Below are 19788 nucleotides of genomic sequence, written 5' to 3'. Positions count from 1 at the left end.
AATTTCTGGTATTGCGGGTATAAAAAAAGCCAACCGAAAAGCTCCGGTTGGCCCTTTTAGCAATCCGGATATCAGAAGATATCCGGATATTACTACGATTACTGCAGCAGGGACATAACCAGCGACGAGGTGCTGTTCGACTGCTTCAGCATGGCGGTGCCAGCTTGCAGCAGCATCTGCGACGAGGTCATGTTCGACGACTCGCTTGCGAAGTCGGTGTCCATGATACGGCCGGTAGCGGCTTTGGTGTTGGTCGATACGTTGGCCAGGTTGTTGTACACGTGGTCCAGGCGGTTCGAAGCAGCACCCAGTGCCGAACGAACGGCGCCGACGTCGTCGATTGCGGTTTTCAGCAGGTCGATGGTGGCCGAAGCGCTGCCGGTCAGTTCGGTGCCGGTTGGCACGGTGGCTGGCGCCACGCCGGTGTTCAGGTAGTTGGTGGCGCCGGCCAGCAGGCTGGCGTGCATGGTGGCGATCTGGGTCGACACGTCAACGTTCATTTTCTCGCCGCTCGATGCACCGATCTGGAAGTTCACGCCGCCGGTGGCAGCGAAGGTGCCGGTGGTGTCGTTCATCAGCTTCTGGCCGCCGAACGAGGTATTGCCGACGATGTTGGACAGCTCTTGGGTCAGCGCGTCGAATTCCGACTGCATTGCGGTTTTGTCGGCGGTGGTCGACGAAGCGTCGGCTGCCTGGGTGGCCAGATCCTTCATGCGGATCAGGATGTTGGTGGTCTCGTCCAGCGCGCCTTCGGCGGTCTGCATCATCGAGATCGAGTTCTGGGTGTTGCGCATAGCCATAGCCATGCCGCTGGTTTGCGCTTTCAGACGGGTTGCGATTTGCAGGCCTGCAGCATCGTCCATGGCCGAATTGACACGGAAGCCGGTGCTCAGACGGGTCTGCGAGGTCGACAGCGCCGACTGGGTGCGGGAGATCGAGTTCTGTGCGGAAAGGGCCGCAGCGTTAGTGTGAAGGCTCAGCATGAAATAACTCCTGGTAGGTGGATTCAGTTCGGAGCAACGGATCCTTTGTGCTCTCCCAAGTACAAGACGACCGTATCTGGAAGTACATTAAATGCTTTAAAGAAATTTATGAAAATTTTTTTACCTGAGGCCAAAAATCGCTGTCCACCGCGTTTTCCATCCGCCGATTATGGGCCGATTGCCTGGTGGGGGCAAGAATAAAAACAGCGCGGGGGGGAGCCGCGCTGTTCTTAAAGTGTTGCTTTTTTACATATTCGGATAGTTCGGGCCGCCGCCGCCTTCCGGCGTGATCCAGACGATGTTCTGGGTCGGGTCCTTGATATCGCAGGTCTTGCAGTGCACGCAGTTCTGGGCGTTGATCTGCAGGCGGTCGGTGCCTTCGTCGGTCTTGACGAATTCATACACGCCCGCCGGGCAGTAGCGCGCCTCCGGGCCGGCGTACTGGGCCAGGTTGACGTCGACCGGCACGCTTGGGTTTTTCAGCGTCAGGTGGATCGGCTGGTCTTCGGCGTGGTTGGTGTTGGAGATGAACACCGACGACAGGCGGTCGAAGGTCAGCTTGCCGTCCGGTTTCGGATAGACGATCGGCGCGAACTGCGAGGCCGGCTTCAGGCATTCGTGGTCGGCGTGCGAGTGGCGCAGGGTCCACGGCGCTTTGCCGCGGAACACGATCTGGTCGATGCCGGCCATCACCGAGCCCAGGTACAGGCCCTTGCTCAGCCACGGCTTGACGTTGCGCGCCACGTGCAGTTCTTCGTGCAGCCAGGACTGTTCGAACGCCACCGGGTAGGTGGCCAGCTCGTCGCCCTGGCGGCCGGCGCCCAGCGCCTCGAACACCGATTCGGCGGCCAGCATGCCGGACTTGATGGCGGCGTGCGACCCCTTGATGCGGCTCATGTTCAGGAAACCGGCGTCGCAGCCGATCAGCGCGCCGCCCGGGAACACCAGCTTCGGCAGCGATTGCAGGCCGCCGGCGGCAATCGCGCGGGCGCCGTACGAGATGCGCTTGGCGCCCTCGAAGAAGCCACGGATCTCCGGGTGGGTCTTGTAGCGCTGGAATTCTTCGTACGGCGACAGGTACGGATTCTCGTAGTTCAGGCCCACCACGTAGCCGACCACCACCTGGTTGTTTTCCAGGTGGTACAGGAAGGAGCCGCCGTAGGTCTTGCTGTCCAGCGGCCAGCCGGTGGTGTGCACCACCAGGCCAGGCTGGTGCTTGGCCGGATCGATTTCCCACAGTTCTTTAATACCGATGCCGTAGGATTGCGGATCCTTGCCCTTGTTCAGGTCGTACTTGGCCATCAGCTGCTTGCCGAGGTGGCCGCGCGCGCCTTCGGCGAACAGGGTGTATTTGCCGTGCAGTTCCATGCCCAGCTGGAAGTCCGGACCGGCCTCGCCGTCGCGTTTCACGCCCATATTGCCGGTCGCGACGCCCTTGACCGAGCCATCGTCGTGGTGCAGCACTTCGGCCGCCGCGAAGCCGGGGAAGATTTCCACGCCCATCGCTTCGGCCTGCTGGCCCAGCCAGCGCACCACGTTGCCGAGCGAAATCACGTAGTTGCCGTGATTTTCGAAGCACTTCGGCAGCAGCATGTTCGGGGTTTTGTAGGCCTTGGTTTCGGTCAGGAACAGCACGCGGTCCTCGGTGACGGCGGTGTTCAGCGGCGCGCCTTTTTCTTTCCAGTCAGGGATCAGTTCGGTCAGGGCGCGCGGGTCCATCACGGCGCCGGACAGGGTGTGGGCGCCCAGTTCGCCGCCTTTTTCCAGCACGACGACGGACACTTCCTGGCCTTTTTCAGCGGCCAGTTGTTTGATCTTGATCGCTGCCGACAAGCCTGCGGGGCCGCCGCCGACGATGACGACGTCGTACTCCATCGCGTCGCGTGGGCCATACTGTTCTACGAGGTTTTGAGGCTGTGTCATGGTCTGTTGTTATAGTGATTGTGGTGAATGTAAAAATTTTAGCACGAACGTGCTTCTTTTCCGCTTGGATTGACGCCATTTTCCGCGACATTATTAGACACCGCAATCTAATACTGGCGATTTGTGTAATGATTACGTCTGATTACGTCTGATTACGTCTAATAGAACATTATCACCAACACCAGGAGCAGCCAGTGGGCATAGAAGTCAACTTTGAGGGAAAAATCGCGCTGATCACCGGCGCCTCCAGCGGTCTCGGAGCCCGGTTTGCCAAAGTGCTGGCCCAGGCGGGGGCGCAAGTGGTGCTGGCCTCGCGCCGCACCGAGCGCCTCAAGGAGTTGCGCGCCGAGATCGAAGCCGATGGTGGCGCCGCCCACGTGGTCAGCCTCGATGTCACCGACTACGCCAGCATCAAGTCGGCCATCGCCCACGCCGAGACCGAGGCCGGGCCGATCGATATCCTGGTCAACAACTCGGGCGTGTCGACCACCCAGCGGCTGGCCGACGTCACGCCGGAAGACTACGCCTTCGTGATGGACACCAACCTGCGCGGCGCGTTTTTCGTTGCGCAGCAGACCGCCAAGCGCATGATTGCGCGCGCCAAGGGCGATCCGAGCAAGAAGCACCGCATCATCAATATCGCCTCGGTGGCCGGCTTGCGGGTGCTGCCGCAGATCGGCGTGTATTGCATGAGCAAGGCCGGCGTGGTGCAGATGACCAAGGCGATGGCGGTGGAGTGGGGCAAGTACGGCATCAACACCAACGCCATCTGCCCCGGCTATATTTCGACCGAGATCAATGAAGAGTATTTCGCCAGCGAGCAGGGCCAGAAGCTGATCGATATGCTGCCGCGCAAGCGGCCGGGAAGGCCGGAAGACCTGGATGGCCTGCTGTTGCTGCTGGCCGGCGAGGATTCCAACTTCATCAACGGCGCGGTGATCTCCGCCGACGACGGCATGACGGCAACCTAGAGTTGCACGCCGACCAGCTTGTGGACCAGTTCCGACGAGGTGGCGGCCGAGAATTTGCGCATCAGCTTGGCGCGGTGCATTTCCACCGTGCGCGGGCTGAGGTCGACCTGGCGGGCGATGGTCTTGCTGGTCTTGCCTTCCACCAGCAGCGCGGCGATTTCGCGTTCGCGCGGCGTCAGTTCGGCCGTGACCGGACGTTTTTCGCTGACATCTTCAAAGGTCCAGATGCCGGGGCCGAGCGGTTCGCTGGACTTCATGGCGTGGCCGGTCACGTGGCACCAGAACAGTTCGCCATCGGCGCGGCGCATGATGCGCTCATCCGAATAGCGGCCCTTGGCGTTCATGATCGGGATGATGCGGTCGCCGGTGCGCAGGAATTCGTCCATCGTCGGGTACAGGGCGCGGAACGACAGCCCGTCCAGCTCGCTGCGGCTGTAGCCGAACATCGTGGCCAGCGCCTCGTTGCTGGACTGGATGATGCGGTTTTCGGAGATGCACATGCCCACCGGCGCATGCAGGAAAATGGATTCGTAATCGATGGCAGGCTGGGCGCTCATGGGGCGTGGCAGGTATTTCTACGGTATTGAACTTTTGATGTGCGTATTCTATGCTGGATCGCTGCTTTGCTAACGCATTTAACAACGTTGGCAAGGTACACGCAACATAAATCACAAGGGACACATATGAACAAAATCTATCCGGACGCCGCCAGCGCCTTGGCCGGCGTGGTGCAAAGCGGGCAAACCATTGCCGTGGGCGGCTTCGGCCTGTGCGGCATCCCGGAGGCGCTGATCGGCGCGCTGCGCGATTCCGGCGTCACCGGCCTGACCGCCATCTCCAACAATGCCGGCGTCGACGGCTTCGGCCTCGGCCAGCTGCTGGAAACCCGCCAGATCAAGAAAATGATCGCTTCCTACGTGGGCGAGAACAAGGAATTCGCGCGCCAGTATCTGGCTGGCGAGCTGGAACTGGAATTCACGCCGCAGGGCACGCTGGCGGAAAAACTGCGCGCCGGCGGCGCCGGCATTCCGGCCTTCTTCACCAAGACCGGCGTCGGCACCATCGTCGCCGACGGCAAGGAAATCCGCGAGTTTGACGGCGAGCAGTACGTGATGGAGCGTTCGCTGGTGGCCGATGTGGCGCTGGTCAAGGCGTGGAAGGCCGACAAGGCCGGCAACCTGGTGTTCCGCAAGACTGCGCGCAACTTCAATCCGAATGCGGCGATGGCCGGCAAGGTCTGCATCGTGGAAGTGGAGCAGATCGTCGAAACCGGCAGCATCGACCCGGACCAGGTGCACCTGCCGAGCATTTACGTGCACCGCATCGTGCTCAACACCACGCCGGAAAAACGCATCGAACAGCGCACCATCCGCGCCGCACACTAAGAATATCGGAGATTACTATGGCATGGACTCGTGATGAAATGGCTGCCCGCGCGGCCAAGGAACTGCAGGACGGTTACTACGTCAACCTCGGCATCGGCTTGCCGACGCTGGTGGCCAACTACGTGCCGTCGGGCATGGAAGTGTTCCTGCAATCGGAAAACGGCTTGCTGGGCATCGGCCCGTTTCCGACCGAAGCGGAGATCGACGCCGACCTGATCAACGCCGGCAAGCAGACCGTGACCGCCTTGCCGGGCGCGGCCTACTTCAGCTCGGCCGACTCGTTTGGCATGATCCGGGGCGGCAAGATCAACCTGGCGATCCTGGGCGCGATGCAGGTGTCGGAAAAGGGCGACCTGGCCAACTGGATGATTCCGGGCAAAATGGTCAAAGGCATGGGCGGCGCGATGGACCTGGTGGCTGGCGTGAAAAAAGTCGTGGTGCTGATGGAGCACGTGGCCACCGCCAAGGACGGCTCAACCTCGCACAAGCTGTTGCCAAAATGCGACCTGCCGCTGACCGGCGTCGGCGTGGTGGACCTGGTGATTACCGACTTGTGCGTCATGGAAGTGACCGAGCGGGGGCTGAAGGTTACCGAGCTGGCGCCGGGCGTCAGCAAGGATCAGCTGGTCGCTGCGACCGGTTGCGAACTGGATCTGTCGGCCGTTTAAGGGGGTGTTGACGCGCGGATAGGGCGGATCTATGGCGACCAGGATGAAGATTGGAAATTATTCGTTGATGGTTTTTTTATAAGAGGATATGCTGAGTTCGAAGTTGTTGTTTATTTGATAGTTAAGTTGTTTTTTTAAAACCTTTACCGGACAATCAAAATGAAACTTCGCTCGCTGGCATTAGGCTTTATACTGGCCGCTTCTTCCTGCGTCGCCTCGGCAGCCGCCTTCACGGTTGCCTTGACGCCTACCACACCGGGTCACCTGACCGCATCGTTTGGTGACACCCCTGTGCTGGGCAGCTTTACCGACGTCTTCACCTTCACCCCCACGCTGACTCCGGGCAGCAGCGCCTCGGCCTACTTCTTCAACTTTTCGTTGGACGGCAACTACAACTACGATCCGAACCTGCTGGTGACCTTCAGCTCGGCTAACCTGAATGGCACGCCATTTAGCATCAACAACAGCATTCCGTTCACCCAAGCTGGCGCGTATGTGCCCAGCACGGGCGGTCCGCTGGTGCTGACGATCTCCGGCACCTCGTATGGCGGCAGCTATGCTGGCGTGGTCAACGTCACGCTGGCGCCAGTGCCTGAGCCAGCAACCTACGGCATGCTGGTCGCTGGTCTGGGCCTGCTGGGTGTGGTGGCACGCCGCAAACGTAGCGCCTGATCTGGCCTTGCCAGAAACGATAGAGCCCGCCGAATGGCGGGTTTTTTTTGTTTCAGAAGGCAAGGCTGCGCAGCCGCAGGCCGCGATAGCGGCGGCGGAGCAGCATCGCGGCGGTCGCCGTGCTCAGCACCACGATAATCGCCAGCAGCATGTCCTGGCCGCCGTGCGTGACCACCGCCGGCTGGCTGGAGATCATGGTCGAGGCGCTGAATTTCTTGCCGGCGTATTTGGCGCCGATCACCAGTTCCTGGTTGTTGATGGCGTTGACCAGATACAGGCCGTATCCGCCCGGATGCACGGTCATTTTGCCGTCGCGGTAGACAAACGAGCGGCGCTCGTCGCCGGCGCGGATGCTGCCCACCACGTGGCCCGCTTCGTTGACGGCGGTGGCGAAGCTGTCGCCATAGCCGATCAGCGCGCCGAGGTCGGTCATCTTGCCTTGCTCCCAGACGAAGGCATGCCAGCGCCGGCCCAGCGTTTCGGAGGCGCCCACCACGATGCCTTTGTCGTTGATGGCGCTGGCGCTGCTGCTGCGGCCGCCCAGGGTGCCGATGTCCTGCATGCTGCCGCCGGCTTTGTAGACGAAGGCGCGGCGGTAACCGTCGGGCAGGGCGGCGGTGCCGACCACGTCGCCCAGGTTGTTGATGCCGGCCGCGTAGCTGATCTTGCCGCCCAGCGTGCCGAGGTCGCGCGGCGCATGCTCGCCATCGCTGAGGAAGGCGCGATAGTAGCCGTCGCTGGTATCGGCAAAGCCGACCACCTGGCCCTTGTCGTTGATGGCGGCGCCGTAGCTGCTATTGCCGCCCAGCGTGCCGAGGTCCTGCATGCGCTCGCCATGGCGGACCACGAAAGCGCGCCAGTAGCCGCTGGCGTTCTGCGCTGTGCCGACCACATCGCCTTCATTGTTGATATCGCGGGTGAAGCCGTCGTTGCCGCCCAGCGTGCCCAGCTCGACAGGGCGCTTGTCGTACAGGATGGCGCGCTGACGGCCATCCTCCTCCTCGATAATGCCAGCCATCTGCCCGCGCGCATTGATATCGACCGCGATGCTTTGTTCCGTGCCGCGCGCGCCCAGTGTAAGTTCCGCCATGTTGTGACCTCCGCAGTGTGAATGCAGTGCTCAGTGCAACTCCCGTGCCACGCAGTTTCTGGCCCCAAACTGTACGAAAATGAACGTTAGCGCCGTTCGCTTTCGGACATTATCTCGACATAGTACCAGTCGCACGGCCGCGTGGCATGGGCAAGGATGGCAAGTGCTGAAGAAGCGCTGCCTGGCGAGATCACCCCCTGTGGCGATGAAGGATGCCGAATGCCGGCCTCTACTGCAAACGCATACATTTTTTGTTCGTCGAACCATAGCCCATCGCGGCCAATCGCGTGCAGCGCGGCGAGACCGACATCGTTAAAGGTGCTGCTGTCGGTCAACTGTCCACGATCTTGCTCGGGCCAGGCAAATTGCGGTGCGGCGTTCGCATCGTCCTGACTGATGTAAACGCCAGCGCGTGGCGGGGACTCGCCGCTGCGGGCGGTGATGCCGGTGCGCACCTGGAACGCCGGCACTTCCGGCTGGTCCGATAAATGTCGCGCAAGATGACAGGCGAACCAATGATCGGTTATCGCCCTTGCTCAGACGCGCGACTGCTTCCTTGCAGTGTTCAAGGCCCTCCGTGATGCGTTCGTATTCGGCTTGCGGCAGCGAAGTTTTATCATCCCAGCCATTTTGCTGTGCAACGTGCAAGCTGTCTTTGATTGCAGTGGCCCAAGCCTCATAGTGTTCAAGAACGCGACGCCATGCAGTAACCGAACTGAGTTTCTTAAGCCAGAAGAAAATTTTCTGCCGTTCGAGGTCCGTCGGCAGTCCCTCATCCCGCCCGTCGGCTGGCGCATTGTTGTCAGTCACAGGCTTCCCGTCACTGGTAAATTCTTTAAGCCGGCTTTTGCGCGTTCCATCTGTTCATGCAGTTGACGTTGATATTGGTAGCGCTGCAATCGTAACGCATTTTCTGCCAGCGCCTGCTTGTAGGCCGCGCGCATCGCCGGGTCCGCGATACTGTCGGGCGCAACACCGGCCGGCAGGCCAGACTCTGGCGGTGGGGCGACGTTAAGCGAGGGAAGGCCGGCGCTATCGAACTCTGGAACGATCTCGGCATCCAGCGCGCGAATAATTTCCTGCCAAAGAGCGCGCACCCGCGATGACCGGCGGGCAGAAAGCTGATCAGCCAGCGAGATGGCTTCCGCTATCGCATTGGTGTCGTGCGCGGCGCGAAAGGTACGTATCAGCTGTTGCACTTGTTGAATTCCCGTCTCCGCTTGGGCTGCGGGTACCGTTTGAGCAACCAGCAGGATGGACATCGCCAGCAGGCCCAGCATGATGCTGCGGCGCGGTGATGTGCTCGCAACTGACGGTTTCATCATCGTCGCGTATCTACCGAAACTGTCCGCCATACTTTTTCCAAGTGTTCCCGATAAAGTTTGTAAGGCTGTGTCAACAGCCGTCTATCAAGCTGATGCCCGCCACCGAAGGGCGCCTGGCCGGGCAGCCTGACCTCGGACTCGCCGCGAATGGCGAGTTTCAGCGGACCTTCTCGCAAGATCACCTTCACAGTGTAGGAATCCACACCGCCCCCGCAAAACAGTTTATACGGTATGGTGACTTCCGCCGTGCCGTCGCTGTTAATATCGGTGACGCTCAGTGCCGAGGTGAAGAAATCAGCGGCCGCGTCCAACCCGGGACAATCAACAAAGTCCCGGACCGTCCAGTCCTCTTCCCACACGCTGTTCCGTTGCGAATAGTAAGCCGCCTGAAGCGCGATGCGCTCTATCCGCTTAGCGCCTGGTGCCGTGGATGAAGGACCTGCTTTGCGGCTAAGGACAAGAACATGCTCGCCGCGCTGGTCATGAACCATTTGAGCGCTTACCAGATCACCATCGGTCCGCAAATGCTGGGCCCGCAAATAGCCTAAATCGACCGGCGTGGCTGCAAGCGACGCGGCGTGGGTTGCTGTACCTATCCCCAACAGCGCCAGGCATGCTATGGCTCGTCTTAAATTATTGAAGTAAGAATTTGTCATCTACGAGGCTTATCTGATGCTCCTTGTCGTCCGGATGGGTCAGCCACCGAAATTTGATCGTGTGGCTTTCTTGATCAATGACCAGCGCTTTCAAAATTCCATCTTCATCATTATCGAGCACTACGGACTGAATCGCCACCATTCCCCTAGACATTCCGCAGCAGTAAAGAATGCCGCTTTTCGAACTCGATTGGCGACAGCTTTTCATTAAATCCGTGACGACGCTTCGGATTGTAGAACATCTCGATATAGTCGAAGACATCCTGCCTGGCCTCGTCCCTGGTTGAATAGATTCTGCGTCGTATGCGCTCCCGCTTCAGAAGCTGGAAGAAACTCTCCGCCACGGCATTGTCGTGACAGTTCCCGCGCCGGCTCATGCTTTGAACGAGCCCATGTGCAGCAAGGAAGTCACGCCAGTCGTAACTGCTGAACTGGCTGCCTTGATCTGAATGAACCATGACTTCGTCAGTTGGCTGGCGGCGCCACACTGCCATTAGCAAGGCGTTCATTGCCAGGTCACGATCAATACTTGAACTCATCGACCAACCGATCACCTGCCGCGAGAACAGATCCAAAACGACTGCGAGGTAAAGCCAGCCTTCATACGTGCGCAAATACGTGATGTCAGTGACCCACACTTTACGCGCCGCGCTGGGCCGAGCCGGGCGCCTGCTGGATCAGGTAGCCCAGGTTGAGCTGCGTCGCGGCGCTGCTGGTGGCCAGCCGTGTGCGCACCTGGCCCGGCGTGTCGTCCAACTGCCACTGGTTGTAGCCGCCGCCGTCGAAGTTGTGGCTGTGGATGCCGGATAGCGTGCCGCCGTGATTGGCGCCAGATTCCACGCCGGCCGCGTACGGCGGCTGGTCGCTGCCAGTGTACAGCTGCGCCACCACCAGCGGCCGGTCCATATCGTTGTCGATGAAGTCGACCAGCAGTCGCCGGGCGCGCTGCCCTTGGCGTCGGTGTAGTGGGCGATGCCGCCGGGATTGGCGCCCTGGCCGCGCTGCCAGGCGAACTGGATGCGCACCTGATGATCGCGCATGGTGGTCGCCACCGCACCGCCGGCGCCGACCACGATGGCGGTCTGCGGTCCCAGCGCGGTCGCCGCCTGCGGCGCGGCAATCGCGCGCGGCACGATGGCCACCGCCTCGCGAACGCAGCCGAAGCTGTTGCGGTAGGTGCCGGCCTCGATCAGGTCGCCAATTTTTTTGACTTGCGACGGCACGTTGTTGCGCGCCTCGTGCCGCACCCACAGCACGGTGAAACGGTTGTCGTCGACGTAGCGCTCGTGCTGGGTCAGCGCAAATGCGTGGCCGGCGGCCAACTGCCGGACCGCGCCTTCGCCTTCGAAGACCTTGTTCTCCAGTTCCAGCGCCTGCAGCATCAGCTGGCTGATTTGTTCGGGCTGGCCGCTGGCGCTGGCAATCCGTTCGCCGCCACCGTCGTACACGGCCAGCGCCGGCAGCTCGCCCGCATCCAGCGACGACAGTTGTTCCGCACCGGACCAGGAGTTGCGCCGGGACCCAACTGCTGGTGCTGACGGCGTTGGCCCGCACTTGCCGCCGCGCGGCGTACTGGTCGATGGCGTCGCCGTTGTCGTTGGCGCGCACGCCGTGGAAGGGCAGCTCGGCGCCGCCCGGCATCTCCAGCTCCTTTGCCTCGCGGCGGAAGATCATCAGCGTGGGTTTTATTGTCGAATTCTTTCGGCAAGCACCCATCGCACTTCGCGGCCGTCATGTAATGGCAGCTTTTCTCCCTTGACAAGCACAACGCTGGCTTTGATATCAGATTCGACCAGCCACTTGCCACTGACCGGAGCCACCGAGCCGGTCTCTCCCCAAATAATTTCGTCAGAGGATGAAACGGCAGGTGGTGAGTCCACAGCTTGCTTGGGATAGTTGAAACGATATCCAGCCTCATACTCCGGCACGGGGCTGTTGGTATAACGCTCATCGCGCCACAGTAACCGCCATACCGTATCGATATCTTGGCTATCATCGCCAGTCTCCACAGTAATTTGCGGTGACTTGGAGCCGCCATGCAGATAATTTATTGTGCCGGCAATGTTAAACGGAGCTTGAGGCTCATCCGGCCGAGTGAACAAACTACGTAGCAATGACTTGGCAAGAGGGGGAGCCTCGACAGGTTCCCAAATGCCGGAGCAGGGAACGTAATCGTTGGTGCGGACAAACTGGTTGTCGACGGGGGCGGGAACGCTTTCTGGTCCCAAGGGAAAATCCATCGTTTTTAGTTCTTGTTGAAGCCAAGGGCCATAGTGGGTCGGTGCCGGTTCACCGAGATATCTAGGTTCGAGTATTTGATCGGCACATTCTTGCCAGGCTTGGCATACGGCGGTGAGCGCCTGCGTAAATTCCAGCCAGAGCGGCGTATGTTGTTCGTCGATGACGTTCTCGCCCTCTGCGACGCGCGTGATCATTTCCGCCCAGTGAAATAGAACGCTCCTTGCCATTGCAAATTCGCCATTCGCGTCAAATTTGAATACCCGTTTGTCGCCCTTGGCCAGTCGTAGGACCCCTTCTTCGCAGTGCGCCAAGCCTTTCAGGATCAGTACATAATGGCTTTCCGGCACGGCGGTTTTATCAGCCCAACCCTGTGCGTCAGCCTCTCTGAGGCTCTGTTCCGCGACAGTAGCCCACGCTTGATAGTATGAAAAAATACGCCGCCACGCTGTCACAGAACTAAGTTTCCGCAACCAATAGAAAATTTGTCGGCGTTCTATATCGGATGGCAACATGATCAAGTTGTTGGGGATGGATTGCGTCATGGATGAATGATTACCTCTTTATTTTCTTTGCTTGCTTGTTCACGAGTTCCAACGCGCGCCGTCTGTGTCGTGGTCGCGCTTGGCCCTCTAACGTAACCCCAGATGCCGTTCGCGTCCTTCCATCCAGTACGGTGAAAAGTAAATTCGAGTCCTGTAGCCGTATCGATTATCTTGCCCACGTTTTCCCCTCTCGTAAAGGCTTGGCCCGCTTTAGTGAGCGCATCGGAAAACGCCCTGTCCAAATAAAAGAATGCCTGAGTGGCACCACCGGGGAGATACTGCCCCGGTAGTATCTTGCCAAATTGTTCGGACACGGTCCCAACAACCGCTTTGGGACCTTTACTTCCCACTACCTTAGCCGAAACAAAGAAGCCATCCCCATTGAAACTGTCAAGGACTGCCGCGAGTTCCCGCCATTCTTTGGCGGTCTTCGGTGCCGGGCCTATTCCCCACCACCCTCCGCCAGCGGCGGCTTCGCCCACCGGTACGCCATGTGTTACCCTGGCCGGTCCGAAAAAACGAAAGACTTGTTCGCCGTCCTTCAGCTGACGATTAACCATCTTCCCAGCATAAGCCGCAATCTTGTTGTACTCCCCATTCGCATCTAAGGTCATCAAGTCAGGGTAGCCAGCCTCATGCTGGTAAAGCTTGTTTATTTTTGCGGCATCTGCTTTTTTGGCTGGATTTTGGCTAAAGCCTCCGCGTGTGTTCCTGACCGGCAGCACTCCATCTTCTATCAGTCGCCTCTCATCTACGCGTGTGGTGGCGCGCTGTCCAGTAGCAACCTCGTGCAATGCTACCCTGCTAGTTGTTTCTCCGCCGGAGCGGATAAAGGCTTGAATTTCACGCAGTTGCTGGTCGAACTCCTTTATCGCGGCCGGTATCATCTCTTTACCTTTATCCCGTACTTTGGCCAATCCAGTCCGAAGTGAGTCAAGTCGGTCTGTAAGAGAAGGGAAGGAGGAAATTCTGGGACGTACTTTGCTCAGCACGTTGTCCAGCGTAGCCATTAGATGGGTGAATTTACCGATTAACTCCGAAGTATGATCTGCGATCCGAAGCGATAACAACCACTTCTCGGCATTCTTCACCCCTATTCGGTTAAGAAACTCGATTACCTCCATTGCCCCGGCACGCAGATGCGCCATTCTGGCTGCGCCAGCTAGAACGGCGGCTTCCTTGGCTACCTTGACGACGATGCGCCCAGTCCCCTTTACTATGCCACCGAAGACCGGTATCAGGGCGAACAAGAGCACCACGAGCAGGATCCACTCCCACTTTGAGTTACGCTTTTCCTCATCCGAGGATAAACCGATGATTACAGCAATAAGATCGCGGACAGCGGTCGCGTCGCCCACGAGCGGAATCATGCCGATCACAGCATCCACGATAATCTGCGTAATGCTAGCCTTTTCGTTAAATACCCCCTGAACGGTGCCCCAAGTCCAGCTGCCCACATCGGCACATACTGCCTTAAACTGACTCCACGTCCAACCGGCTGGAGGATTCTGATGTTGACTCATTACGCTTGTCCCTTGCCCGGCGAAGTGGATGAAATGGCCTCGGCCGTATCCGACGTGAAGTATTTTTCAATCAGGCTACTGATCTTCGCATCTGAAGGAGATGGGTCGTAATTGGGCATCGGTGTTTTGTCCACACGTTCGAAAGCGCCCGGCATGGGACCAAAACGTACCTGAGCGGAGCCTCCGGGTACGTTGGGAATGACGGCTCGACCTTGGCCATTCAGTCTTCCCTTCCGTTCACTTCCATCTGCCAGACGGACAACGTACTCAGCACCAGCAACCGGTTGATCGTCGTGATAACGGTGATCCAGGTACAGGGTATCCAGCGGCAGTTCGCCTTCCGGCAACTGCGCCAACTGCGCAGGGGCGCTGGCGCCGCCATCAAACACATGCTGCCCACCCTTGACGGTGAAGTTGCCTGGGCAGGCAAACGTGATGTCGCCGCCTTCCAGCGTGATCGAGGACTGGCCGGCTTGCAGCACGATTTTCTGGTTGGCCTTGATTTCGATGCTGTCGTTGACCGAGATGATCTTGACCTCTTTGTCGGCCAGGATCTCCAGTTGGTCGGTATGCGCTTGCAGTGATACCGGGCCGTTGGCGGCGATGGCCTGGATGCCGCCGTTCTGGCTAAAGTAGCCGGCCGCGTTGGCCGCCACCGAGGACAGGGTGTGCGCCGCCGTCAGGTGCGCGTCGCCCTGCGAGGTCCAGTGCAACTGTTCGCCCGCGAACAGCACGGTCGATGCCGGCGTGGCCCAGTTGATGCTGGATGGCGCGTCCATCAGCACCAGCGGCTCGGCGAATTTTTCCACCGGCTGGCCCGCATCCAGCACGCGCGCGCCGCTTTGCGCCTTGCTGGCTTCCTGGCCGTTGACCGCGCTGTCGTGCTTGCCTTTGTCCTTGGGATCGATGCGTGACTGCAGGTCCTGCTGCGCCTTGGCCGCATCCTTGCTGAGCAGGGCGTTCTGCTTGGTGGCGACGTCGCCCAGCACCTTGCCCAGTTCCTGCGCCGCTTGCAGGGCGCGCACGGCTTCGGCGGCATCCATCTGGGTCGAGGCCACGCCGCTGCCTTGCGCGCCGCGCGCGCTGGTGGTCAGCAGCACGCCCTCGGCGCCGCGCACCACCGCCCAGGCGTCGGTGCGCAATTCAAAGCCGGAGCCGCGATAGGCGCCGCGCTGGGAAGAGCCGGGCGCTTGCTGGATCAGGTAGCCTAGGTTGAGCTGCGTGGCGGCGCCGCTGGTGGCCAGCCGCGTGCGCACCTGGCCGGGCGTGTCGTCCAGCTGCCACTGGTTGTAGCCGCCGCCGTCGAAGTTGTGGCTGTGGATGCCGGACAGCGTGCCGCCGTGATTGGCGCCAGATTCCACGCCGGCCGCGTACGGCGGCTGGTCGGCGCCGGTGTACAGCTGCGCCACCACCAGCGGCCGGTCCATATCGTTGTCGATGAAGTCGACCAGCACCTCGGTGCCGATGCGCGGCGTGAACTGCGAGCCCCAGTTGGGGCCGGCCAGCGCTTCGGCCACGCGCACCCAGGTGCCGCTGCTGTCGTCGCCGGGCGCGCTGCCTTTGGCGTCGGTATCGTGGGCGATGCCGCCGGGATTGGCGCCCTGGCCGCGCTGCCAGGCAAACTGGATGCGCACCTGATGATCGCGCGTGGTGGTCGCCACCGCACCGCCGGCGCCGACCACGATGGCGGTCTGCGGTCCCAGCGCGTTCGCCGCCTGCGGCGCGGCAATCGCGCGCGGCACGATGGCCACCGCCTCGCGCACGCAGCCAAAGCTGTTGCGATAGGTGCCGGCCTCGATCAGGTCGCCAATTTTTTTGACTTGCGACGGCACGTTGTTGCGCGCCTCGTGCCGCACCCACAGCACGGTGAAACGGTTGTCGTCCACGTAGCGCTCGTGCTGGGTCAGCGCAAATGCGTGGCCGGCGGCCAACTGCCGGACCGCGCCTTCGCCTTCGAAGACCTTGTTCTCTAGTTCCAGCGCTTGCAGCATTAGCTGGCTGATTTGTTCGGGCTGGCCGCTGGCGCTGGCGATCCGTTCGCCGCCGCCGTCGTACACGGCCAGCGCCGGCAGCTCGCCCGCATCCAGCGAGGACAGTTGCTCGGCGCCCGGCGCCAGCAATTGCGCCGGGTCCCAGCTGCTGATGCTGACGGCATTGGCCTGCACCTGCCGCCGCGCGGCAAACTGGTCGATGGCATCGGCGCTGTCGGTGGCGCGCACGCCGTGGAAGCGGACCTCGGCGCCGCCCGGCATGTCGAGCGCTTTGGCCTTGCTGTCGAAGATCACCAGTTTGTGTTTGGCCTGCCCATCGGTCGATTCCGCGTCCGGCTGGTCGTGCTCGAAGCGCCAGCTCAGGCCTTCCGAGGCCAGCAGACGCTGCAAAAATTCCAGGTCGCTTTCGCGGTACTGAGTGCAAATGGCGCGCGGTTCCAGCGTTTGCGTGACGTCGAATTCAAAGCGCAGCTGCGGGTAATCGGCCAGCAGCTCGGTGACGATGTCCTGCACGTTCTTGTCCTGGAAGATGTAGCTGTCGCGCCGCAGCCGCAGCAGTGCCAGCGCCGGCTCCAGCAACAGGCGATAGCGCGCCGTGCCGCCATCGGCGCCCAGCCAGGCGGCCTCGGTGCAGATGCCGTGCCAGGCGCGGCGGCTGCCGTCGGCCTGCAGCAGGGTGACGGTCAGTTCCTCGCCGATGAACTGGTCCAACGCCAGATCGGTGGAAGTGCTGAGCGCGTCGACTTCAAACGCATACAGTTCGTTGACGCCTTCGCGTCCGGAAAAACGCTCGGGCACCAATGCTTCCGGCAATGACGAGTCCTGCGCGCTGGCCAGCGTCAGCAGCCGCGCGTGTTGGCTCAGACCGGTGCCGAACAGCCCCAGTGCCGAGGGGATCAGCGAGGCGATATCCATTACGGCAGGGTGATGGTCAGGTTGGCCTGGCGCGGCGCCAGCTTGACGACGTCGTTATAGGCTGCCACCTGCTGCTCGGTGTTGCGGTTCAGCGAGGTGCGCAGGCCGAGGTAGCCCAGCACGCACACCAGCCCGAACACGGAGCACAGCACCCACAGTGGCAGATCGCTGCGCAGCTTGTGGACCACCTGGTCCGGCCGTTCGGCGTGCGGCGCAAAGCCGCCGCGCTTGCCTTTCATGTGGGCGATTTCATCGCCCAGGCGTGCGGTCAGATAGTTCAACTTTTCCGAGCCTTCCAGGATGTAGCGCCCCTGGAAGCCCAGCAGCAGGCACATGTGGAACACTTCCAGCGCCTGCAAATGGGCGCTGCCACGCGCGCGCAGCGCTTCGAGCCGGTGGAAGAAGTTTTCCCCGGCCAGCTGCTCGCCAAACAGCGCCAGTTGCAGCGGGCGGCGTTCCCAAATATCGCGGATGGCAAACGGCGAGCGCAGGATGATTTCGTCCACCGCCGCGCAGAACGCGTACTTGGCGGCGTCGATATCGTCCGGCGAGGCGCCGTGCTTGCGCGCGGCGCGGCCGAAATCGTCGAGGAATTGCGTCATCTTGTGCGCGAACTCGGCGTTTTCCTGCGGACCATTGCCGTTCTTGAGCATGAACAGGGCGTAGAAGCCGTCGTACATCAGGTCGAGCAAGGTTTGCGGCGCGTGACTGGCAGCAGGCGCCGGCGCGGCGCCCATCAGGGAAGGTGCGGTAACGGTATTCATGGTGCGTAACCTCAGGATGTGACGGCGACCAGTTCCAGTTGCAGGTCGTGTATGCCGCCGGGAACGTAGATGGAGATCGATTGCGCTTGCAGCATGCGCTCATACATCTGGCCCTTGGCCTCGATCGAGAAGTACAGCGCGTCCGGCCGTACCGGCACGGCGGCCGGCACTTGCGGCGCGTGTTGCAGGCGCACGCCCGGCATGGCCGACAGCACGAACTTGTCGACGTCGTCCGGTGCGCCGACCTTGAAGCGCAGCGGTACTACGTCCACCAGCTCGCTGGCCGGCATGGCCGCCGAGACCGCGATGTAGAAGGTGGTTTTGTCGTCGATCTTGCCCGAGTCCAGCATGCCGTGATGGTAGGACGGCTTGACCTCGCGCAGCGCGATGGCGAAGTAGCGCGACGATATCACGGTGTCCAGCAGCTCGCGGATGATCTGGTGCAAGGTGGCGAATCCAGGGCCGGGATCGGTGTGCGAGTAGGGCGGCAGGTCGGCCAGGGTCCAGCTCTTGGAGAAGGTCATCAGCGCGCCGGCCAGGCTCAGTAGCTGCTCGTACAGCCGCTCCGGATGCAGCGCCGGATGCTGGAAGTAGTGCGTCAGCGAGGCGAAGGCGGAACTGGCGGTATGCAACAGCCAGAACGAGGACATGTCGCCCGAGCGGAATTCGATCACGTGCTTGCTCGGCTCGCGGTGGTGGCCGTACAGCGCGCTGACCTTGGCCTGCAGCGCGTCCAGCAGGCGGCGCAGTTGCAGGAACAGCAGCGGCGCGCTGCGCACCGACAGGCTGGGCGGCACGAAGGAGGCGTCCAGCTCGAAGCCACCGGTGGCCGCGCGGCGCAGGCGCAGCAGCGGGAAGTGGGTGTAGGAATCGCGCGGTTCGAATTCCGCCACCAGCCGCAGGGTCTTTTTCAGGTAGCTGAGCTGGGCCGGTGCTGCGTGGGTGTACAGATCCGGCGTGTCCTGGTTGTGCTGCAGGTAGCGCACCGCGCTGCTATTCGCCGCGTCGCCGAAATTGCCGCCAAACGGCTTGAAGGCCGGCAGTGCCGCGTAGTAGGTGACGGTTTGCTGCGACTGCGGCAACTGGCTCAGGTCCACCGCGTCCGGCAGGTCGTCCGCGCCGGGGGCGTCATAAAACTCGCCGTCCTGGAAGCGCAGCGACAGCTCCAGCACGCGCAGGCTGTGGTTGGCCAGGGCGTCGCGGTCGACCTGTAACTGGTTCACACCCCAGGCATAAGGGTGGAGTGCCAGCACGCTCTGATGCAGGCGCTGTTCGTGGTAGCGGTCCTGCTGTTGAAAATGTTGCGGACGCAGGAACAAACCTTCGCCCCAGAGAATTTTGCTGCTCATTTGCTATGCCTTTTTTGAAAGTAGCAGAACCATAACATTTCTTTTTTTAAAGGGTGCGCACGGTTGAGTTCAATTGAACGCGGTCAATAATAAATTTCTGATAACGTGGCGCCCAGTTGCAGAAATTGTTTTTTAAGTATTCTTTTTTGATATCGAAATTGAGGTAAGCATGACAACCGTACTGTCCTTTGCTCGGGCCGCGCAACTGGCTGGAGCCATCGTCTCGGTGGTGGCGCTGAGCGCCTGTACCACCGCCCCCGTGGCGCCATCGGTAGCCGCCAAGCCCAGTCTCCAATCCATGCTGGCGCAAGCTGGCACCGCGTCCAGTACCGGCCAGAAAGAGCAGGCCGTCAAGCTGTGGCAGCAAGCGGCGGAAGCCTATCCGTCCGACAAGTCGCCGTGGCTGAGCATCGCCCAGACCCGTTACGAAGCCGGCCAGTACGGCGACGCCATCATCAACGCCCAGGAAGTGCTGGTGCGCGATCCGAACGACACCCTGGCCAACAGCATCATTGCCATCAGCGGCCTGCGCCTGTCGACCCGCTCGCTGGCTGACCTGAGCCGCCAGAACAACCTGTCCGGCTCGATCCGCACCGAGTCGCAGGACCTGGCCAAGCTGTTGCGCGAGAGTCTGGGCGAAACGGTGCTGGTACCGCCGGCCCCGGCGCCGGTGCCGCAGGCCGCCACGCCGGCACGCGGCAAGGCCGGCGCCAAGAAGACCGCCAAGGCCAAGCAGCAAGAAGAATCCAGCGCCGACCCGTTCGGCGCCCTGAAATAACCGAAGAGGGGA

Annotated in this window: 18 protein-coding genes and 3 pseudogenes; 5 read left to right on the top strand and 16 right to left on the bottom strand. The window is 61.1% G+C overall.

Annotated elements, in window-relative coordinates:
- Positions 1–98: 98 nt before the first annotated feature.
- On the bottom strand, positions 99–983 hold the full coding sequence (locus BMZ70_RS07675; protein ID WP_092271913.1) for a flagellin N-terminal helical domain-containing protein: 885 nt from the start codon (positions 981–983) through the stop codon (positions 99–101).
- Between the two features lie 246 nt (positions 984–1229).
- A complete protein-coding gene (locus tag BMZ70_RS07670) occupies positions 1230–2906 on the bottom strand; it encodes an electron transfer flavoprotein-ubiquinone oxidoreductase (RefSeq protein ID WP_175500762.1) in 1677 nt (558 codons plus the stop codon).
- Positions 2907–3100: 194 nt separating this feature from the next.
- Between BMZ70_RS07670 and BMZ70_RS07665 the strand changes: the two genes are divergently transcribed.
- Positions 3101–3877: an SDR family oxidoreductase gene (locus tag BMZ70_RS07665; protein ID WP_092271907.1), complete on the top strand. Its 777-nt coding sequence runs from the start codon at positions 3101–3103 to the stop codon at positions 3875–3877.
- Here BMZ70_RS07665 and BMZ70_RS07660 read toward each other — a convergent pair.
- A complete protein-coding gene (locus BMZ70_RS07660) occupies positions 3874–4434 on the bottom strand; it encodes a LuxR C-terminal-related transcriptional regulator (protein ID WP_092271904.1) in 561 nt (186 codons plus the stop codon). The genes BMZ70_RS07665 and BMZ70_RS07660 overlap by 4 nt on opposite strands.
- Positions 4435–4560: 126 nt before the next feature.
- On the opposite strand from BMZ70_RS07660, the gene BMZ70_RS07655 reads away from it, so the two are divergent.
- From BMZ70_RS07655 to BMZ70_RS07645, 3 genes are all read left to right on the top strand, one after another.
- Entirely contained in the window at positions 4561–5262 is a 702-nt protein-coding gene (locus BMZ70_RS07655) for a CoA transferase subunit A (RefSeq protein WP_092271901.1), read from the top strand.
- A 17-nt stretch (positions 5263–5279) separates the two neighbouring features.
- A complete protein-coding gene (locus tag BMZ70_RS07650) occupies positions 5280–5930 on the top strand; it encodes a CoA transferase subunit B (RefSeq protein WP_092271898.1) in 651 nt (216 codons plus the stop codon).
- A gap of 159 nt (positions 5931–6089) precedes the next feature.
- On the top strand, positions 6090–6602 hold the full coding sequence (locus tag BMZ70_RS07645; protein ID WP_092271895.1) for an FxDxF family PEP-CTERM protein: 513 nt from the start codon (positions 6090–6092) through the stop codon (positions 6600–6602).
- A 52-nt stretch (positions 6603–6654) separates the two neighbouring features.
- On the opposite strand, the gene BMZ70_RS07640 is transcribed toward BMZ70_RS07645, so the two are convergent.
- The 13 genes and pseudogenes from BMZ70_RS07640 to tssK form a co-directional block, all read right to left on the bottom strand.
- Positions 6655–7692: an HAF repeat-containing protein gene (locus tag BMZ70_RS07640; RefSeq protein ID WP_092271892.1), complete on the bottom strand. Its 1038-nt coding sequence runs from the start codon at positions 7690–7692 to the stop codon at positions 6655–6657.
- An 86-nt stretch (positions 7693–7778) separates the two neighbouring features.
- Positions 7779–8147, bottom strand: a complete 369-nt coding sequence (locus BMZ70_RS27940; protein WP_229205333.1) for a hypothetical protein — start codon at positions 8145–8147, stop codon at positions 7779–7781.
- A gap of 76 nt (positions 8148–8223) precedes the next feature.
- Positions 8224–8502 (bottom strand): annotated as a pseudogene (locus tag BMZ70_RS29285) (Imm71 family immunity protein); the annotation flags it as partial.
- Positions 8499–9047 (bottom strand): hypothetical protein, encoded by a 549-nt coding sequence (locus BMZ70_RS07630; protein WP_130300862.1) that lies wholly within the window; start codon positions 9045–9047, stop codon positions 8499–8501. The pseudogene BMZ70_RS29285 and the gene BMZ70_RS07630, both read right to left, overlap by 4 nt.
- Positions 9014–9673: a M949_RS01915 family surface polysaccharide biosynthesis protein gene (locus BMZ70_RS27935; protein ID WP_130300864.1), complete on the bottom strand. Its 660-nt coding sequence runs from the start codon at positions 9671–9673 to the stop codon at positions 9014–9016. Before BMZ70_RS27935 ends, BMZ70_RS07630 begins: the two co-directional genes overlap by 34 nt.
- Before the next feature lie 146 nt (positions 9674–9819).
- Positions 9820–10314, bottom strand: a pseudogene (locus BMZ70_RS07620) (IS3 family transposase); the annotation flags it as partial.
- Positions 10313–10579, bottom strand: a complete 267-nt coding sequence (locus BMZ70_RS28780) for a type VI secretion system Vgr family protein (protein ID WP_229205332.1) — start codon at positions 10577–10579, stop codon at positions 10313–10315. The pseudogene BMZ70_RS07620 and the gene BMZ70_RS28780, both read right to left, overlap by 2 nt.
- A gap of 377 nt (positions 10580–10956) precedes the next feature.
- Positions 10957–11121, bottom strand: a pseudogene (locus BMZ70_RS28775) (contractile injection system protein, VgrG/Pvc8 family); the annotation flags it as partial.
- Between the two features lie 237 nt (positions 11122–11358).
- Positions 11359–12456, bottom strand: a complete 1098-nt coding sequence (locus tag BMZ70_RS07610; protein ID WP_229205331.1) for an Imm71 family immunity protein — start codon at positions 12454–12456, stop codon at positions 11359–11361.
- A complete protein-coding gene (locus tag BMZ70_RS07605; RefSeq protein ID WP_092271880.1) occupies positions 12453–13979 on the bottom strand; it encodes a hypothetical protein in 1527 nt (508 codons plus the stop codon). The genes BMZ70_RS07610 and BMZ70_RS07605 overlap by 4 nt, the downstream gene beginning before the upstream one ends.
- Positions 13979–16885, bottom strand: coding sequence for a type VI secretion system Vgr family protein (locus tag BMZ70_RS07600; RefSeq protein ID WP_092271877.1), 2907 nt, complete (start codon positions 16883–16885; stop codon positions 13979–13981). Before BMZ70_RS07600 ends, BMZ70_RS07605 begins: the two co-directional genes overlap by 1 nt.
- Positions 16885–17649: a type IVB secretion system protein IcmH/DotU gene (gene icmH / locus BMZ70_RS07595; protein WP_092271874.1), complete on the bottom strand. Its 765-nt coding sequence runs from the start codon at positions 17647–17649 to the stop codon at positions 16885–16887. Before icmH ends, BMZ70_RS07600 begins: the two co-directional genes overlap by 1 nt.
- Before the next feature lie 11 nt (positions 17650–17660).
- Entirely contained in the window at positions 17661–18998 is a 1338-nt protein-coding gene (gene tssK, locus BMZ70_RS07590; protein ID WP_092271871.1) for a type VI secretion system baseplate subunit TssK, read from the bottom strand.
- A gap of 169 nt (positions 18999–19167) precedes the next feature.
- Between tssK and BMZ70_RS07585 the strand changes: the two genes are divergently transcribed.
- Positions 19168–19776 carry a tetratricopeptide repeat protein gene (locus BMZ70_RS07585; RefSeq protein WP_229205330.1) on the top strand — a complete coding sequence of 203 codons (609 nt, stop codon included), beginning with the start codon at positions 19168–19170 and terminating at the stop codon, positions 19774–19776.
- Positions 19777–19788: the final 12 nt, after the last annotated feature.

Origin of the sequence: Duganella sp. CF402 (assembly GCF_900109645.1) — a bacterium.
Classification (GTDB): Bacteria; Pseudomonadota; Gammaproteobacteria; order Burkholderiales; family Burkholderiaceae_D; genus Rugamonas.
Note: the sequence above shows the minus strand (reverse complement) of the source record. Positions and strands in the feature narration are given on the sequence as shown.